Origin of the sequence: Salmonella sp. SJTUF15581 (genome assembly GCF_043356775.1) — a bacterium.
Lineage (GTDB): Bacteria > Pseudomonadota > Gammaproteobacteria > Enterobacterales > Enterobacteriaceae > Salmonella > Salmonella enterica.
Genome location: NZ_JBEUJY010000006.1, coordinates 42,392 through 56,555, shown reverse-complemented (window position 1 = coordinate 56,555; position 14,164 = coordinate 42,392). Strand labels below are relative to the sequence as shown.

Annotated in this window: 18 protein-coding genes; 14 read left to right on the top strand and 4 right to left on the bottom strand. The window is 56.7% G+C overall.

The features are described from left to right. Window positions 1-8 precede the first annotated feature (8 nt). The 14 genes from pduJ (at window position 9) to pduX (ending at window position 10,579) form a co-directional block, all read left to right on the top strand. Window positions 9-284 (top strand): propanediol utilization microcompartment protein PduJ, encoded by a 276-nt coding sequence (pduJ, locus tag ABVN36_RS12300; RefSeq protein ID WP_001057755.1) that lies wholly within the window; start codon window positions 9-11, stop codon window positions 282-284. A gap of 3 nt (window positions 285-287) precedes the next feature. Beyond that, the gene (gene pduK / locus ABVN36_RS12295) at window positions 288-770 is read left to right on the top strand and encodes a propanediol utilization microcompartment protein PduK (protein WP_077908595.1); all 483 of its coding nucleotides are present in this window, start codon (window positions 288-290) and stop codon (window positions 768-770) included. Beyond that, a complete protein-coding gene (locus ABVN36_RS12290) occupies window positions 770-1,402 on the top strand; it encodes a phosphate propanoyltransferase (protein ID WP_000356726.1) in 633 nt (210 codons plus the stop codon). The genes pduK and ABVN36_RS12290 overlap by 1 nt, the downstream gene beginning before the upstream one ends. Beyond that, entirely contained in the window at window positions 1,399-1,890 is a 492-nt protein-coding gene (gene pduM, locus ABVN36_RS12285; protein ID WP_023137997.1) for a propanediol utilization microcompartment protein PduM, read from the top strand. Before ABVN36_RS12290 ends, pduM begins: the two co-directional genes overlap by 4 nt. A 3-nt stretch (window positions 1,891-1,893) precedes the next feature. After that, window positions 1,894-2,169, top strand: coding sequence for a propanediol utilization microcompartment protein PduN (gene pduN / locus ABVN36_RS12280; protein WP_000549825.1), 276 nt, complete (start codon window positions 1,894-1,896; stop codon window positions 2,167-2,169). Window positions 2,170-2,178: 9 nt separating this feature from the next. Further along, on the top strand, window positions 2,179-3,189 hold the full coding sequence (gene pduO / locus ABVN36_RS12275; RefSeq protein WP_001029486.1) for a two-domain cob(I)yrinic acid a,c-diamide adenosyltransferase PduO: 1,011 nt from the start codon (window positions 2,179-2,181) through the stop codon (window positions 3,187-3,189). After that, the gene (gene pduP, locus ABVN36_RS12270) at window positions 3,186-4,580 is read left to right on the top strand and encodes a CoA-acylating propionaldehyde dehydrogenase PduP (protein ID WP_023137998.1); all 1,395 of its coding nucleotides are present in this window, start codon (window positions 3,186-3,188) and stop codon (window positions 4,578-4,580) included. Before pduO ends, pduP begins: the two co-directional genes overlap by 4 nt. A gap of 11 nt (window positions 4,581-4,591) precedes the next feature. After that, the gene (gene pduQ / locus ABVN36_RS12265; protein WP_001091455.1) at window positions 4,592-5,704 is read left to right on the top strand and encodes a 1-propanol dehydrogenase PduQ; all 1,113 of its coding nucleotides are present in this window, start codon (window positions 4,592-4,594) and stop codon (window positions 5,702-5,704) included. Then, complete coding sequence (gene pduS, locus ABVN36_RS12260; RefSeq protein ID WP_023137999.1) at window positions 5,701-7,056, top strand: cobalamin reductase PduS; 1,356 nt, start codon at window positions 5,701-5,703, stop codon at window positions 7,054-7,056. Before pduQ ends, pduS begins: the two co-directional genes overlap by 4 nt. Before the next feature lie 2 nt (window positions 7,057-7,058). After that, complete coding sequence (gene pduT, locus ABVN36_RS12255; protein ID WP_023138000.1) at window positions 7,059-7,613, top strand: propanediol utilization microcompartment protein PduT; 555 nt, start codon at window positions 7,059-7,061, stop codon at window positions 7,611-7,613. Next, the gene (pduU, locus tag ABVN36_RS12250) at window positions 7,613-7,963 is read left to right on the top strand and encodes a propanediol utilization microcompartment protein PduU (protein WP_000441100.1); all 351 of its coding nucleotides are present in this window, start codon (window positions 7,613-7,615) and stop codon (window positions 7,961-7,963) included. Before pduT ends, pduU begins: the two co-directional genes overlap by 1 nt. A gap of 4 nt (window positions 7,964-7,967) precedes the next feature. Continuing rightward, window positions 7,968-8,420 (top strand): propanediol utilization protein PduV, encoded by a 453-nt coding sequence (pduV, locus tag ABVN36_RS12245; protein ID WP_023138001.1) that lies wholly within the window; start codon window positions 7,968-7,970, stop codon window positions 8,418-8,420. After that, on the top strand, window positions 8,405-9,619 hold the full coding sequence (gene pduW / locus ABVN36_RS12240; RefSeq protein WP_000120647.1) for a propanediol utilization propionate kinase PduW: 1,215 nt from the start codon (window positions 8,405-8,407) through the stop codon (window positions 9,617-9,619). The genes pduV and pduW overlap by 16 nt, the downstream gene beginning before the upstream one ends. A 93-nt stretch (window positions 9,620-9,712) precedes the next feature. After that, a complete protein-coding gene (gene pduX, locus ABVN36_RS12235; protein ID WP_033903571.1) occupies window positions 9,713-10,579 on the top strand; it encodes an L-threonine kinase PduX in 867 nt (288 codons plus the stop codon). 33 nt (window positions 10,580-10,612) lie between these two features. On the opposite strand, the gene ABVN36_RS12230 is transcribed toward pduX, so the two are convergent. The 4 genes from ABVN36_RS12230 to dacD form a co-directional block, all read right to left on the bottom strand. Further along, the gene (locus tag ABVN36_RS12230; protein WP_000450405.1) at window positions 10,613-10,948 is read right to left on the bottom strand and encodes a DUF496 family protein; all 336 of its coding nucleotides are present in this window, start codon (window positions 10,946-10,948) and stop codon (window positions 10,613-10,615) included. Between the two features lie 244 nt (window positions 10,949-11,192). After that, entirely contained in the window at window positions 11,193-12,251 is a 1,059-nt protein-coding gene (locus ABVN36_RS12225; RefSeq protein ID WP_001200854.1) for an FUSC family protein, read from the bottom strand. Between the two features lie 118 nt (window positions 12,252-12,369). After that, the gene (gene sbmC / locus ABVN36_RS12220) at window positions 12,370-12,837 is read right to left on the bottom strand and encodes a DNA gyrase inhibitor SbmC (protein ID WP_000384326.1); all 468 of its coding nucleotides are present in this window, start codon (window positions 12,835-12,837) and stop codon (window positions 12,370-12,372) included. Window positions 12,838-12,987: 150 nt separating this feature from the next. Next, window positions 12,988-14,160, bottom strand: a complete 1,173-nt coding sequence (gene dacD / locus ABVN36_RS12215; protein WP_023138003.1) for a serine-type D-Ala-D-Ala carboxypeptidase DacD — start codon at window positions 14,158-14,160, stop codon at window positions 12,988-12,990. Between the last annotated feature and the right edge of the window lie 4 nt (window positions 14,161-14,164).

Here is a 14,164-nt window from a genome sequence, read left to right as displayed (position 1 = left end):
ACGGCAGTATGAATAACGCACTGGGACTGGTTGAAACAAAAGGGCTGGTCGGCGCCATTGAAGCCGCCGATGCAATGGTTAAATCCGCCAACGTACAGCTGGTGGGCTACGAAAAAATTGGTTCTGGCCTGGTTACCGTCATGGTTCGCGGCGACGTCGGCGCGGTTAAAGCAGCCGTAGATGCAGGCAGCGCGGCGGCAAGCGTCGTGGGTGAAGTGAAATCCTGCCACGTTATCCCGCGTCCGCACAGCGATGTTGAGGCCATTTTACCGAAATCAGCCTAATCGATGGCGAATAAGGAGCACCGCGTGAAGCAATCACTGGGATTACTTGAAGTTTGTGGTCTGGCACTGGCTATCAGCTGCGCCGATATCATGGCGAAATCCGCTTCTATCACGCTGCTCGCCCTCGAAAAGACCAATGGTTCAGGCTGGATGGTGATTAAAATTACCGGTGATGTGGCCTCCGTGCAGGCGGCCATCACCACCGGTGCGCAATTTGCCGAACAGCGGAATGGCCTGGTGGCCCACAAGGTTATCGCCAGGCCCGGAGAAGGGATCCTGCTCGCAGAGACACCCCCACCCTCCGTCATTGAACCTGAGCCTGAAGAGTCAGAGATAGCTGATGTCGTTTCTGAAGCGCCAGCAGAAGAGGCCCCGCAGGAATCAGAACTGGTCAGTTGCAACCTGTGTCTGGATCCAAAATGTCCTCGCCAGAAGGGCGAACCTCGCACGCTTTGCATTCATCCCGGTAAGCGAGGTGAAGCGTAATGGATAAAGAGCTTCTGCAATCAACGGTCAGTAAAGTTCTTGATGAGATGCGCCTGCGGCCTATCCCGCTGGGCGTCTCAAACCGTCATATCCACCTGTCCGCACAGGATTATGAGCGGCTGTTTCCCGGCCATCCCATCAGCGAGAAAAAAGCGCTGCTGCAACCGGGACAATACGCCGCGGAGCAAACCGTCACTCTGGTGGGACCGAAAGGGCAGCTCAAAAATGTACGCCTGCTCGGCCCGCTGCGCTCGGTAAGCCAGGTGGAAATTTCGCGTACCGATGCGAGAACGCTGGGGATTGCCGCGCCGCTGAGAATGTCCGGCAACCTGAAGGGGACGCCGGGCATCCGCCTGGTCAGCCCCTTTGCCGAACTGGAGCTACCTTCCGGGGTTATCGTCGCGCAGCGGCATATCCATATGTCGCCGCTTGATGCGCTGATCCTGCGGGTTTCCCACGGCGATATGGTTTCAGTGGCGATTGAAGGCGACGATCGCGGGCTGATTTTCAACAACGTGGCGATTCGCGTTTCACCGGACATGCGCCTCGAAATGCACATTGATACCGATGAAGCCAACGCCGCTGGTGCCGATAACCCGCAGGCCTTTGCCCGGCTGGTAGGCCCGCGATGAACGGCGAAACTCTGCAGCGCATTGTCGAGGAGATTGTCTCCCGGCTGCAGCGCCGTGCCCGGAGCACGGCGACGCTGAGCGTTACGCAACTTCGCGATGCCGACTGTCCAGCGCTGTTCTGTCAGCACGCGTCGCTGCGCATCCTGCTCGTCGACCTGCCGCTGCTGGGTCAGCTTGCGGATGCAGAAACCGACGATGCCGCAGCCCGAAAAATTCACGACGCGCTGGCGTTTGGCATCCGCGTACAGCTCAGCCTGCACAGCCAGCTGCTGCCGGTTATCCCGGTAAAAAAACTGGCTCGTCTGCCGCTGGTATTCACCGACGAGCACGGACTGCCGCTGGTTCTGCATGCGGGTTCGGTGCTGAGCTATCGCGATGTCGCGCTGCTAAGCCGGGGGCGTGTGGTTGTCCACCGCAAATGCATCGTGACCGCCATGGCGCGTGACGCAGCCAATGCGCGGAATATTCAATTAATTAAGCAGGAGTAAATCATGCATCTGGCACGAGTCACGGGCGCGGTTGTCTCCACGCAAAAATCACCTTCTTTGATTGGGAAAAAGCTGCTGCTGGTGCGTCGGGTCAGCGCCGATGGCGAACTCCCCGCCTCGCCCACCTCCGGCGATGAAGTGGCCGTGGACTCCGTCGGCGCGGGCGTCGGCGAACTGGTTTTGCTCAGCGGCGGCTCCAGCGCCAGGCACGTTTTTTCCGGGCCAAATGAGGCCATCGACCTCGCCGTTGTCGGCATTGTAGATACGCTTTCGCGTTAAGGGGCGGTTATGGCGATTTATACCCGAACAGGTGACGCTGGCACCACATCATTGTTTACCGGCCAGCGGGTGAGCAAAACCCACCCGCGGGTTGAAGCCTACGGCACGCTGGATGAGCTGAACGCCGCGCTGAGCCTGTGCGCCTGCGCCGCTGCGGATGAAAATCACCGCACCTTACTCGAGGCCATCCAGCAGCAACTTTTTTGGTTTAGCGCAGAGCTGGCCAGCGACAGCGAGCAGCCGTCGCCCAAACAGCGCTACATCAGCAGCGAAGAGATTTCGGCTCTGGAAGCCGCTATCGATCGGGCAATGGCCCGCGTCGAACCGCTGCACAGCTTTATTTTACCCGGACGCTGCGAAGCCGCGAGCCGATTACATTTTGCCCGCACGCTGGCGCGCCGCGCCGAACGCCGTCTGGTTGAACTGGCAACTGAAGTCAACGTACGCCAGGTGCTGATGCGCTACATCAACCGCTTATCGGACTGCCTGTACGCCCTGGCCCGCGCGGAAGATAGCGATGCGCACCAGGCCAACATCATCCGTGAAGTTAGCAAGCGCTATCTGGCTGCCAGCCAGCCGACCCGCAGCAAGGAGACAACGCCCGTGGCCCTCTCATTCCACGATCTGCACCAGCTCACCCGCGCCGCCGTTGAACGCGCGCAGCAACTGCAGGTTCCGGTAGTCGTCAGCATCGTTGACGCGCACGGCACGGAAACTGTGACCTGGCGGATGCCGGACGCCCTGCTGGTCAGCAGCGAACTGGCGCCGAAAAAGGCATGGACCGCAGTGGCGATGAAAACGGCGACCCATGAGCTGAGCGATGTTGTTCAGCCAGGCGCCGCGCTTTATGGCCTGGAAAGTCATTTACAGGGAAAAGTGGTCACCTTTGGCGGCGGTTACGCCCTATGGCGCGACGGCATATTAATTGGGGGTCTTGGCATCAGCGGCGGCAGCGTTGAGCAGGACATGGACATAGCACAGACCGCCATCGCGGCTATTAACGTGGGAACACATCAATGAATACTTCTGAACTCGAAACCCTGATTCGCACCATTCTTAGCGAGCAATTAACCACGCCAGCGCAAACACCGGCCCAGCCTCAGGGCAAAGGGATTTTCCAGTCCGTGAGCGAGGCCATCGACGCCGCGCATCAGGCGTTCTTACGTTATCAGCAGTGTCCGCTGAAAACCCGCAGCGCTATCATCAGCGCGATGCGTCAGGAACTGACGCCGCTGCTGGCTGCTCTGGCAGAGGAGAGCGCCAATGAAACGGGAATGGGCAACAAAGAAGATAAATTCCTCAAAAACAAGGCTGCGCTGGACAACACGCCGGGCGTAGAAGACCTCACCACCACCGCGCTGACCGGTGACGGCGGCATGGTACTCTTTGAATACTCGCCGTTTGGCGTCATCGGTTCAGTCGCCCCAAGCACCAACCCGACGGAAACCATCATCAATAACAGCATCAGCATGTTGGCGGCGGGCAATAGTATCTACTTTAGCCCGCATCCGGGCGCGAAAAAGGTCTCTCTGAAGCTGATTAGCCTGATTGAAGAGATTGCCTTCCGCTGCTGCGGCATCCGCAATCTGGTGGTGACCGTGGCTGAACCGACTTTCGAAGCAACCCAGCAGATGATGGCCCACCCGCGAATCGCAGTACTGGCAATTACCGGTGGCCCGGGCATTGTAGCAATGGGCATGAAGAGCGGTAAGAAGGTGATTGGCGCTGGCGCGGGTAACCCGCCCTGCATCGTCGATGAAACGGCAGACCTGGTGAAAGCGGCGGAAGATATCATTAACGGCGCGTCATTCGATTACAACCTGCCCTGCATTGCCGAGAAGAGCCTGATCGTAGTGGAGAGCGTCGCCGAGCGTCTGGTGCAGCAAATGCAAACCTTCGGTGCGCTGCTGCTAAGCCCTGCCGATACCGACAAACTCCGCGCCGCCTGCCTGCCAGAAGGCCAGGCGAATAAAAAACTGGTCGGCAAGAGCCCATCGGCCATGCTGGAAGCCGCCGGGATCGCTGTCCCTGCAAAAGCACCGCGTCTGCTGATTGCGCTGGTTAACGCTGACGATCCGTGGGTCACCAGCGAACAGTTGATGCCGATGCTGCCGGTGGTAAAAGTCAGCGATTTCGATAGCGCGCTGGCGCTGGCGCTGAAGGTTGAAGAGGGGCTGCATCACACCGCTATCATGCACTCGCAGAACGTGTCGCGCCTGAACCTCGCGGCCCGCACCCTGCAAACCTCGATATTCGTCAAAAACGGCCCCTCTTATGCCGGGATCGGCGTCGGCGGCGAAGGCTTTACCACCTTCACTATCGCCACGCCAACCGGTGAAGGGACCACGTCAGCGCGTACTTTTGCCCGCTCCCGGCGCTGCGTGCTGACCAACGGCTTTTCTATTCGCTAACCGAGGTCGCGATGAATACCTTCTCACTACAAACGCGGTTGTACAGCGGTCAGGGCAGCCTGGCGGTGCTCAAGCGCTTTACCAATAAGCACATCTGGATAATCTGCGATGGTTTTCTGGCGCGCTCTCCGCTGCTGGATACCCTGCGTAACGCGCTGCCCGCAGATAACCGCATCAGCGTATTTAGCGAGATAACGCCGGACCCCACCATCCATACCGTGGTGCAGGGCATTGCGCAAATGCAGGCCCTGCAGCCGCAGGTGGTAATTGGTTTTGGCGGCGGCTCGGCAATGGACGCGGCGAAAGCGATTGTCTGGTTTAGCCAGCAGAGCGGGATCAACATCGAAACCTGCGTGGCGATCCCGACCACCAGCGGCACCGGTTCGGAAGTCACCAGCGCCTGCGTAATTAGCGACCCGGATAAAGGCATCAAGTACCCGCTGTTCAACAATGCGCTGTATCCGGATATGGCGATCCTTGACCCGGAATTGGTGGTCAGCGTACCGCCGCAGATTACCGCCAACACCGGTATGGACGTGCTGACCCACGCCCTGGAGGCCTGGGTGTCACCGCACGCCAGCGACTTTACCGACGCGCTGGCGGAAAAAGCCGCCAAACTGGTGTTCCAGTATCTGCCCACGGCGGTGGAAAAAGGCGACTGCGTAGCGACGCGCGGGAAAATGCACAATGCTTCAACGCTGGCGGGGATGGCATTCAGCCAGGCGGGACTGGGTCTTAACCACGCGATAGCTCACCAGCTCGGCGGACAGTTCCATCTGCCGCACGGGCTGGCCAATGCGCTGCTGCTCACGACGGTGATCCGCTTTAACGCGGGTGACCCGCGCGCCGCCAAACGCTACGCGCGGATGGCCAAAGCCTGCGGCTTTTGCCCGGCAGAAGCCAATGACGTTGCGGCGATCAATGCGCTGATTCAGCAAATCGAACTGCTTAAGCAACGCTGCGCCCTTCCCTCACTGGCCGTTGCGCTTAAAGAAGGAAGATCCGACTTTTCCGCACGCATTCCGGCGATGGTGCAGGCTGCGCTGGCTGACGTTACGCTGCGCACTAACCCGCGCCCGGCCAATGCCGAAGCCATTCGGGAACTGCTGGAGGAACTGCTATGAGTACCGCCGTCAACGTCGTTGAAATGTCTTATAGCGCTGATGAAATTCGCGAGCGCGTTCGCGCAGCGGGCGTTGTCGGCGCGGGCGGCGCAGGTTTTCCCGCTCACGTCAAACTACAGGCGCAGGTAGAGATTTTTCTGGTGAACGCCGCCGAGTGTGAACCGATGCTCAAAGTTGACCAGCAACTGATGTGGCAGCAGGCCGCGCGTCTTGTTCGCGGCGTGCAGTACGCGATGACGGCAACCGGCGCGCGCGAAGGGGTGATAGCCCTGAAAGAAAAATACCGCCGGGCCATCGACGCGCTCACCCCGCAGCTGCCAGCCGGTATCCGCCTGCATATCCTGCCGGATGTTTATCCTGCGGGCGATGAGGTGCTGACTATCTGGATGGCAACCGGCCGCCGGGTCGCCCCGGCTGCGCTACCGGCCAGCGTCGGCGTGGTCGTCAATAACGTGCAAACGGTGCTGAATATTGCCCGGGCGGTCGAGCAGCAATTTCCGGTCACTCGTCGCACGTTGACCGTGAACGGCGCGGTCGCCAGACCGTTGACCGTTACCGTTCCTATCGGCATGTCACTGCATGAAGTGCTGGCGCTGGCGGGCGGCGCAACGGTCGACGACCCTGGTTTTATTAACGGCGGCCCGATGATGGGTGGCCTGATTACCTCTCTTGATAACCCGGTGACGAAAACTACCGGCGGCCTGCTGGTGCTCCCCAAAAGCCATCCGCTTATCCAGCGGAGAATGCAGGACGAGCGCACGGTGCTTTCCGTCGCGCGCACCGTCTGCGAACAGTGCCGACTGTGTACCGATCTCTGTCCGCGACACCTGATCGGCCACGAACTCTCTCCGCACCTGCTGGTGCGGGCAGTGAACTTTCACCAGGCCGCCACGCCGCAGCTGCTGCTGAGCGCCCTTACCTGCTCGGAATGCAACGTTTGCGAAAGCGTGGCCTGCCCGGTGGGGATCTCGCCGATGCGCATCAACCGCATGTTAAAACGCGAGCTGCGGGCGCAAAACCAGCGCTACGTAGGGCCGCTGAACCCGGCCGACGAAATGGCGAAATATCGCCTGGTGCCGGTGAAGCGGCTGATCGCCAAACTGGGACTAAGCCCCTGGTACCAGGAAGCACCGCTGGTTGAAGAAGAGCCGTCAGTAGAAAAAGTCACTTTGCAACTGCGCCAGCATATTGGTGCCAGCGCAGTACCGACTGTTGCCGTCGGCGAGCGCGTGACGCGCGGACAGTGCATTGCCGATGTCCCGGCAGGTGCATTAGGCGCGCCGATTCACGCCAGCATCGACGGCGTTGTATCGGCCATCAGCGAACAGGCCATCACGGTTGTAAGAGGTTAACCATGTCTCAGGCTATAGGAATTTTAGAACTCACCAGCATCGCCAAAGGCATGGAGCTTGGTGATGCCATGCTGAAAAGCGCCAACGTCGATCTACTGGTCAGCAAGACCATCTGCCCAGGTAAGTTTTTACTGATGCTGGGCGGCGATATCGGCGCTATCCAGCAGGCCATTGAAACCGGTACGTCGCAGGCCGACGAGATGCTCGTCGACAGCCTGGTGCTGGCGAATATTCATCCCAGCGTACTTCCGGCCATCAGCGGCCTGAACAGCGTGGATAAGCGCCAGGCGGTCGGCATCGTCGAAACCTGGAGCGTGGCGGCCTGCATTAGCGCCGCAGACCGGGCGGTGAAAGGCTCAAACGTCACCCTGGTGCGGGTGCATATGGCCTTCGGCATCGGCGGTAAATGCTACATGGTGGTGGCGGGCGACGTTTCTGACGTCAACAACGCCGTGACGGTTGCCAGCGAAAGCGCGGGGGAAAAAGGGCTGCTGGTTTACCGCTCGGTGATCCCGCGCCCGCATGAAGCCATGTGGCGACAGATGGTGGAGGGATAATGGAAAGACAACCGACAACGGATCGCATGATTCAGGAATACGTGCCGGGGAAACAGGTCACCCTCGCGCACTTGATTGCCAATCCAGGGAAAGATCTCTTTAAGAAGCTGGGCCTGCCGGATGCGGTCTCCGCGATTGGCATCCTTACCATCACGCCGAGCGAAGCATCGATTATCGCCTGCGATATCGCCACCAAATCCGGCGCGGTGGAGATTGGTTTTCTTGACCGCTTTACCGGCGCGGTGGTGCTGACCGGCGATGTTTCCGCCGTGGAATATGCCCTCAAGCAGGTAACGCGCACGCTGGGCGAGATGATGCAGTTCACTACCTGCTCGATCACCCGGACGTAATCCAATGAAGCGTTTGATGTTTATCGGCCCCAGCCAGTGCGGGAAAACCTCGCTGACCCAAAGCCTGCGCGGCGAAGCGCTCCATTATAAGAAAACCCAGGCCATTGAATGGTCGCCGATGGCCATCGACACGCCGGGCGAGTACCTGGAGAACCGCTGCCTGTATAGCGCCCTGCTGACCAGCGCCTGCGAAGCCGACGTTATCGCGCTGGTGCTGAATGCCGACGCCCAGTGGTCGCCCTTTTCTCCGGGGTTTACCGTCCCGATGAACCGCCCGACGATTGGCCTGGTCACCAAGGCCGATCTCGCCGACCCGCAGCGTATTTCGCTGGTTGCGGAATGGCTTACGCAGGCTGGCGCCCGGCAGATTTTTATTACCAGCGCGTTGAATAATTCGGGTCTCGACGCCGTGCTGGATTTTCTGAATTCGAAGGAACCTTTATGTCTTACAAAATAATGGCCATTAACGCCGGTAGCTCATCGTTAAAGTTCCAGCTGCTGGAGATGCCGCAGGGCGACATGCTCTGCCAGGGGCTGATTGAGCGTATTGGAATGGCGGATGCGCAGGTGACAATTAAGACGCACAGCCAAAAATGGCAGGAAACCGTCCCCGTTGCCGATCATCGCGATGCGGTAACGCTGCTTCTGGAAAAGCTGCTGGGTTATCAAATCATTAACAGTCTGCGGGACATTGACGGGGTGGGCCATCGTGTGGCGCACGGCGGTGAGTTTTTTAAAGACTCGACGCTGGTCACGGATGAAACGTTAGCGCAAATCGAACGTCTTGCTGAACTGGCCCCGCTTCACAACCCGGTAAACGCGTTGGGTATTCACGTTTTTCGTCAACTGTTGCCTGATGCCCCTTCCGTAGCCGTGTTTGATACGGCATTTCACCAGACGCTGGATGAACCCGCCTATATTTACCCGCTTCCCTGGCATTATTACGCGGAACTGGGGATTCGCCGTTATGGCTTTCATGGCACCAGCCATAAGTATGTCAGCGGCGTTCTGGCGGAAAAGCTGGGCGTACCACTCAGCGCATTACGGGTGATTTGTTGTCATCTTGGAAACGGTAGCAGCATCTGCGCCATCAAGAACGGGCGTTCGGTCAATACGTCGATGGGCTTTACGCCGCAGTCAGGCGTGATGATGGGCACCCGTAGCGGAGATATTGATCCCTCTATTCTGCCGTGGATAGCCCAGCGCGAAAGCAAAACGCCGCAACAGTTGAATCAGTTATTAAATAATGAGTCAGGCTTGCTGGGCGTTTCTGGCGTGTCGTCTGATTACCGCGATGTCGAACAGGCAGCCAATACCGGTAACCGGCAGGCTAAACTCGCTCTCACTCTGTTTGCCGAACGCATTCGCGCCACCATTGGCAGCTATATTATGCAAATGGGAGGACTGGATGCGCTGGTATTCACTGGGGGCATTGGCGAGAACTCAGCGCGCGCCAGATCGGCGGTGTGCCATAATTTGCAATTTTTGGGCTTAGCCGTTGATGAAGAGAAAAATCAGCGTAATGCGACATTTATCCAGACGGAGAACGCCCTGGTGAAAGTCGCCGTCATCAACACCAACGAAGAGTTAATGATCGCACAAGACGTTATGCGCATTGCGCTACCGGCCACGGAAGGGCTTTGTGTACCAGCCTGAGAGGGTTAAACGACGCATTGCGGCAAGTCATGGTAATAATGCTTTTACCATGACACTATGCGCGCACACTATTCGTACCTGAAAGGTGATAACGTGGCTGTTGCGCAATGCCCCGCCTCATGCGGGGAACTTATCCAGGGATGGATTCTGGGCAGTGAGAAACTGGTCTCCTGCCCCGTTGACTGGTACAGCACCGTAGCAGTCACGGCTGCGCCGCCGTTGGTAAACGAACGCCCATTGTCGCGGGCGATGGTGGAGCGCGTTCTGGCGCACTGGCAGTATCCTGCGCACTGGAGTAACGAGATTCGCGTCGATGTGCGTTCGTCAATTCCTGTTGCCAAAGGCATGGCCAGCAGCACCGCAGATATTGCCGCTACGGCGGTGGCAACGGCGCATCATCTTGGCCATTCGCTGGATGAAACCACCCTTGCACAGCTTTGCGTCTCAATCGAACCCACTGATAGCACCGTTTTTCATCAGTTAACGCTGTTTGATCATAATAATGCGGTCACGCAAATCGCCTGCGAGCCACCGCCGCCAATCGATTTGCTGGTACTGGAAAGTCCGGTCACACTGCGCACGCAAGATTACCACCGTCTCCCTCGCCAGCAGAAATTAATAGCAAGTTCAGCAACCTTGCAGCAGGCCTGGAATCTGGTGCAGGAAGCCTGTATAACGCAAAATCCGCTCCGACTGGGTGAGGCGGCTACGCTTAGCGCTATCGCCAGCCAGACGCTGTTACCTAAGCCAGGATTTACCGCCCTGCTGTCGCTGGTCGAAGAGTGTGATTTATACGGATTGAACGTGGCGCATAGCGGTAGCGTGGTGGGTCTGATGCTGGACCGGAAACGTCATGATATTACGCGCCTGAAAGATAAGCTGGCAGAGAAAAAACTTACCCGACACTGGCCAAAACAACATTTACTCAAGATGGTCACTGGCGGGGTCAAACTGCAGTGAGAGCCTGATATACGCTCCCACTGCCGTAGCGCATTATTCGGCTTTTACATCGGCGTGTTTCATTTCGCCCATCGCTTTCAGCTTTTTGGAAATGTCGCGACGCTCTTTGGAGATTTCGGCATTTTTAATGATGTAGTCATCAACGCGATCTTCATAGTCGCTTTTCATACTGGCGATGATACCCTGAATCGCCTCAACGCTCATACCTGGCTTGATGTAGTCGCTCAGGTTGTCCAGCAGCAGCACACGCTTCTGGTTGTCACGGATCTTCTTCTCAATGTCCTGAATTTCACGCTGCAGTTTATTTTTACGACGGAACAGACGAACAAACTCCAGCACGTCCTGGAAAGAAGGCTTGGTTGTTTCCATTTTTACACCCCTGATAATGTGAGATTCGGATTCGTTAAGCAACTGCTAGTGGATAAACATTACGTTTATCCCCGTCATACTTCAAGCCGCCAGAGGAAACACCGTTACGTCGCCGTCTGGGGAAACCTGAAGGTTCGGGGATAAAATCGTTGCCAGTAGCACTCATTTTATCCTTATATTAGTATCATACTCTTAATCTTTGCTGAATCGAAGCAGCAACAAATTCATTCGCCCCATCTGCTTTTTATTTGCGCAAAGCCCGGCAGATCAAGTGTGAAAGCAGTTCCAACTGTCGGGCCGTTTCCATACTTAGCCAAACATAGCCGTGGATGGGGGTTTCAGCCACCGCGTCGCCCTGCTGCTCGTTCATTAGCTGTCGCAACTCGGCAGCAATATCATTCAGTTTACCGGTATTTGCCAGTACCGGCTGCGGGTTGCCTTCAAACAACGCGTGGGCGATCGTTAGCAAGGTTTGCTGCGTCATCTGCTGGGTTTCACGCAATGTGTGCGCGTTAAGCATCACAAAATGGCTGGCGCGCGTCGCCCAGTGGGCATTGATTTGTAATTCAAGCATACAAACCAGATTGCGGTTGATGGTCTGAATGGCCTCGAAAATAGATTTTTGTATCCGGGTTTCTTTACTGGCAGGCGTTATCAGCCCGCGCATTTTGACGACATCGTTCAGCAACCGTTGCAAATGTTTATCCAACCGGGGGCGCTCCAGCAAATTCGGCGACAGCGCTGCCTGATACACCCGATTATACGCCGTGACGCAATGCGCCAGTTGGATGCGCCAGTGCAAAAAGGCGCGCTGGGGCCAGATGCCGGTAAACAACATCGCCAGTAGCGACCCCAAAATCACATCCCCGCCACGCCATAATGCCGTATCCATATCACCAGCGGGAGCGCCGACAACAACGGCGAGCGTTATGCCTATCAGTAGCGCCTGATACGGTTTTTTCCCTAAGGCCAGCCAGCCGCACAAAAACATCGCTATCGCACACCACACCAGCATCAGCGGTAAGGAAAAGAGCTCCAGGCGTAGCGCCACCAGCCCTAACGCCGCGCCCAGGATCGTACCGCCTATGCGCTCAAAAGCACGAGGCACTACATTTCCCCAGAATGAGATGGGCCCCATAATCACCACTAACGTGATTAGCGGCCATGTGCCCTCGGGAATAGAAAACAGACGAACCAGCAGAAAGGTAAGAATGAACGCCAGGGCGATACGTATGCCATGCACGATGCGATAATGACGGTACAACCGTATTTCAAAAGGGCTTAATGACTTATCGGCACGCACGCTTGCGCTCCTTACGGGAATGGCAAAAAATGCATTGTACCTGCTTTATAGCAAAAATAGCGCACTGGCGGACGGAACACATTATCCGTCCGCTCTTTTCAGCCAGGAAACCAGTCGATCACTTCCGCTGTACCGGAATATACATTTCAATATCCCAGTATCCATCTTCCATGCCGTTATTCAGATAGGTTTCAAAACAGGGCGCAGAGGCTATCTGATAAGCGCTATCCTGCTCGAGGACGTCAAAAAACCGTTCCCACGGCTTCGCAAAGTCACGGTCTTCCACTCGCGCGACAGCAGTGGCATATTCGCCGCCTTCAATGGCGGTCACGATTACGCCTTCGCTATTGTCCGGCAGGATGAAATTCTCTGCCACGGACACCACGGTATCGCAGCGGAGTTTTTCCGCAGGTACGACATCTGGATTGTCGTAATAGACGGCAATCCATTCAACTGGCACGATCCGCTGTCGATCCACCCACGTCATCAGTTGTTCAAAACCCTGCTTCACGGTGTGTTCCCATGGACCGACCATGTGGAAACCGGCTATCTTGCGTTTTTGTTCCTGCCTGATTTCGTAATCCATGCTGCCTCCGTCACTTTACTATACTGTATGAATGTACAGTATAATTACAGCCTTTTACGGTCACAAGGACAGCGTGATCATTTTGTGAGCAACCTCGCAATCCCGCCCTTTTGACACCTCAGATGACGGTGAACGGTGTGTGACAACGGCTTACGCTTTATGCTGAAAATAGTCGCTCAGACGAGAGAACATACCGCCTTTACCCACCGATTCCAGAGTGACCAGCGGCCACTGAGCGATCAGTTTATCCCGATCGTAGAGCTCTATTTTACCTACCCGTTGATGAGCGGCGATTGGCGCCTCCAGCTCTTTTCTATCCAGCACATATTTTGCTTTGATATGCGGAATTTCCGCTTTGGGCAGCGCCATCCAGAAATCCTGTTCCGTACCCAGCGCAATCTTTTCTTTGTCTCCATACCAGATTCGCTCGCTGCCCACTTTTTTACCGCTGTGCAAAATCTGCACCGTCGCAAAGTTTTGCTGGCCCCACTGCAACAGTTTTCGCGCCTGTTCCTCACGACCTTTCGAACTTTTCGCTCCCATCACGACGGCGATAAGTCGACGCTGCCCGTCCACCGCCGATGCGATAAGATTAAATCCCGCCCCCGATGTGTGTCCGGTTTTAAGCCCATCGATATGCATGGTCTTATCCCATAACAAGCCGTTGCGGTTCTGCTGCGTGATGCCGTTCCAGGTCAGGCTTTTCTCGCTGTACATGTGATAAAATTCAGGTTCGCCGTGAATAATCGCCCGGGAGAGTACGGCCAGATCATACGCGGAGCTATGTTGTCCCGGCGCATCCAGACCGTGGACGGTTTCAAAATGGGTATCCTGTAAATTGAGTTTTTTCACATAGCTGTTCATCATCGCCACAAACTGCGGCTGCCCGCCCGCGATATAATCCGCCAGCGCCACACAGGCATCGTTACCGGAATCCACAATTAAGCCACGGCTTAAATCACGCACCGACACGCGATCCCCTTCTTTTAAAAACATCAACGAGGAGCCGACAAACACCGGATTATCCTTCGCCCAGGCGTCGCGCCCAACGGTGACGATATCGTCAGGGCTGATACGATGACTATCGATGGCGCGATCGACGACGTAGCCCGTCATTAGCTTGGTAAGGCTGGCGGGATTACGTTGCTGGTGTTCATTACCGGCGGTAAGAACCTGTCCCGTAGTGTAATCCATCAACACCCAGGCGCCTGCATCAATGGCTGGCGGTTGGGGAGCAAAACTTACGGCATCGGCCGCAAGCGCAGGAGAAAGGTGCATCGCGAATAAAGAAGCGGCAATAAACAAACGGCGTTTCAACAGCATGTCC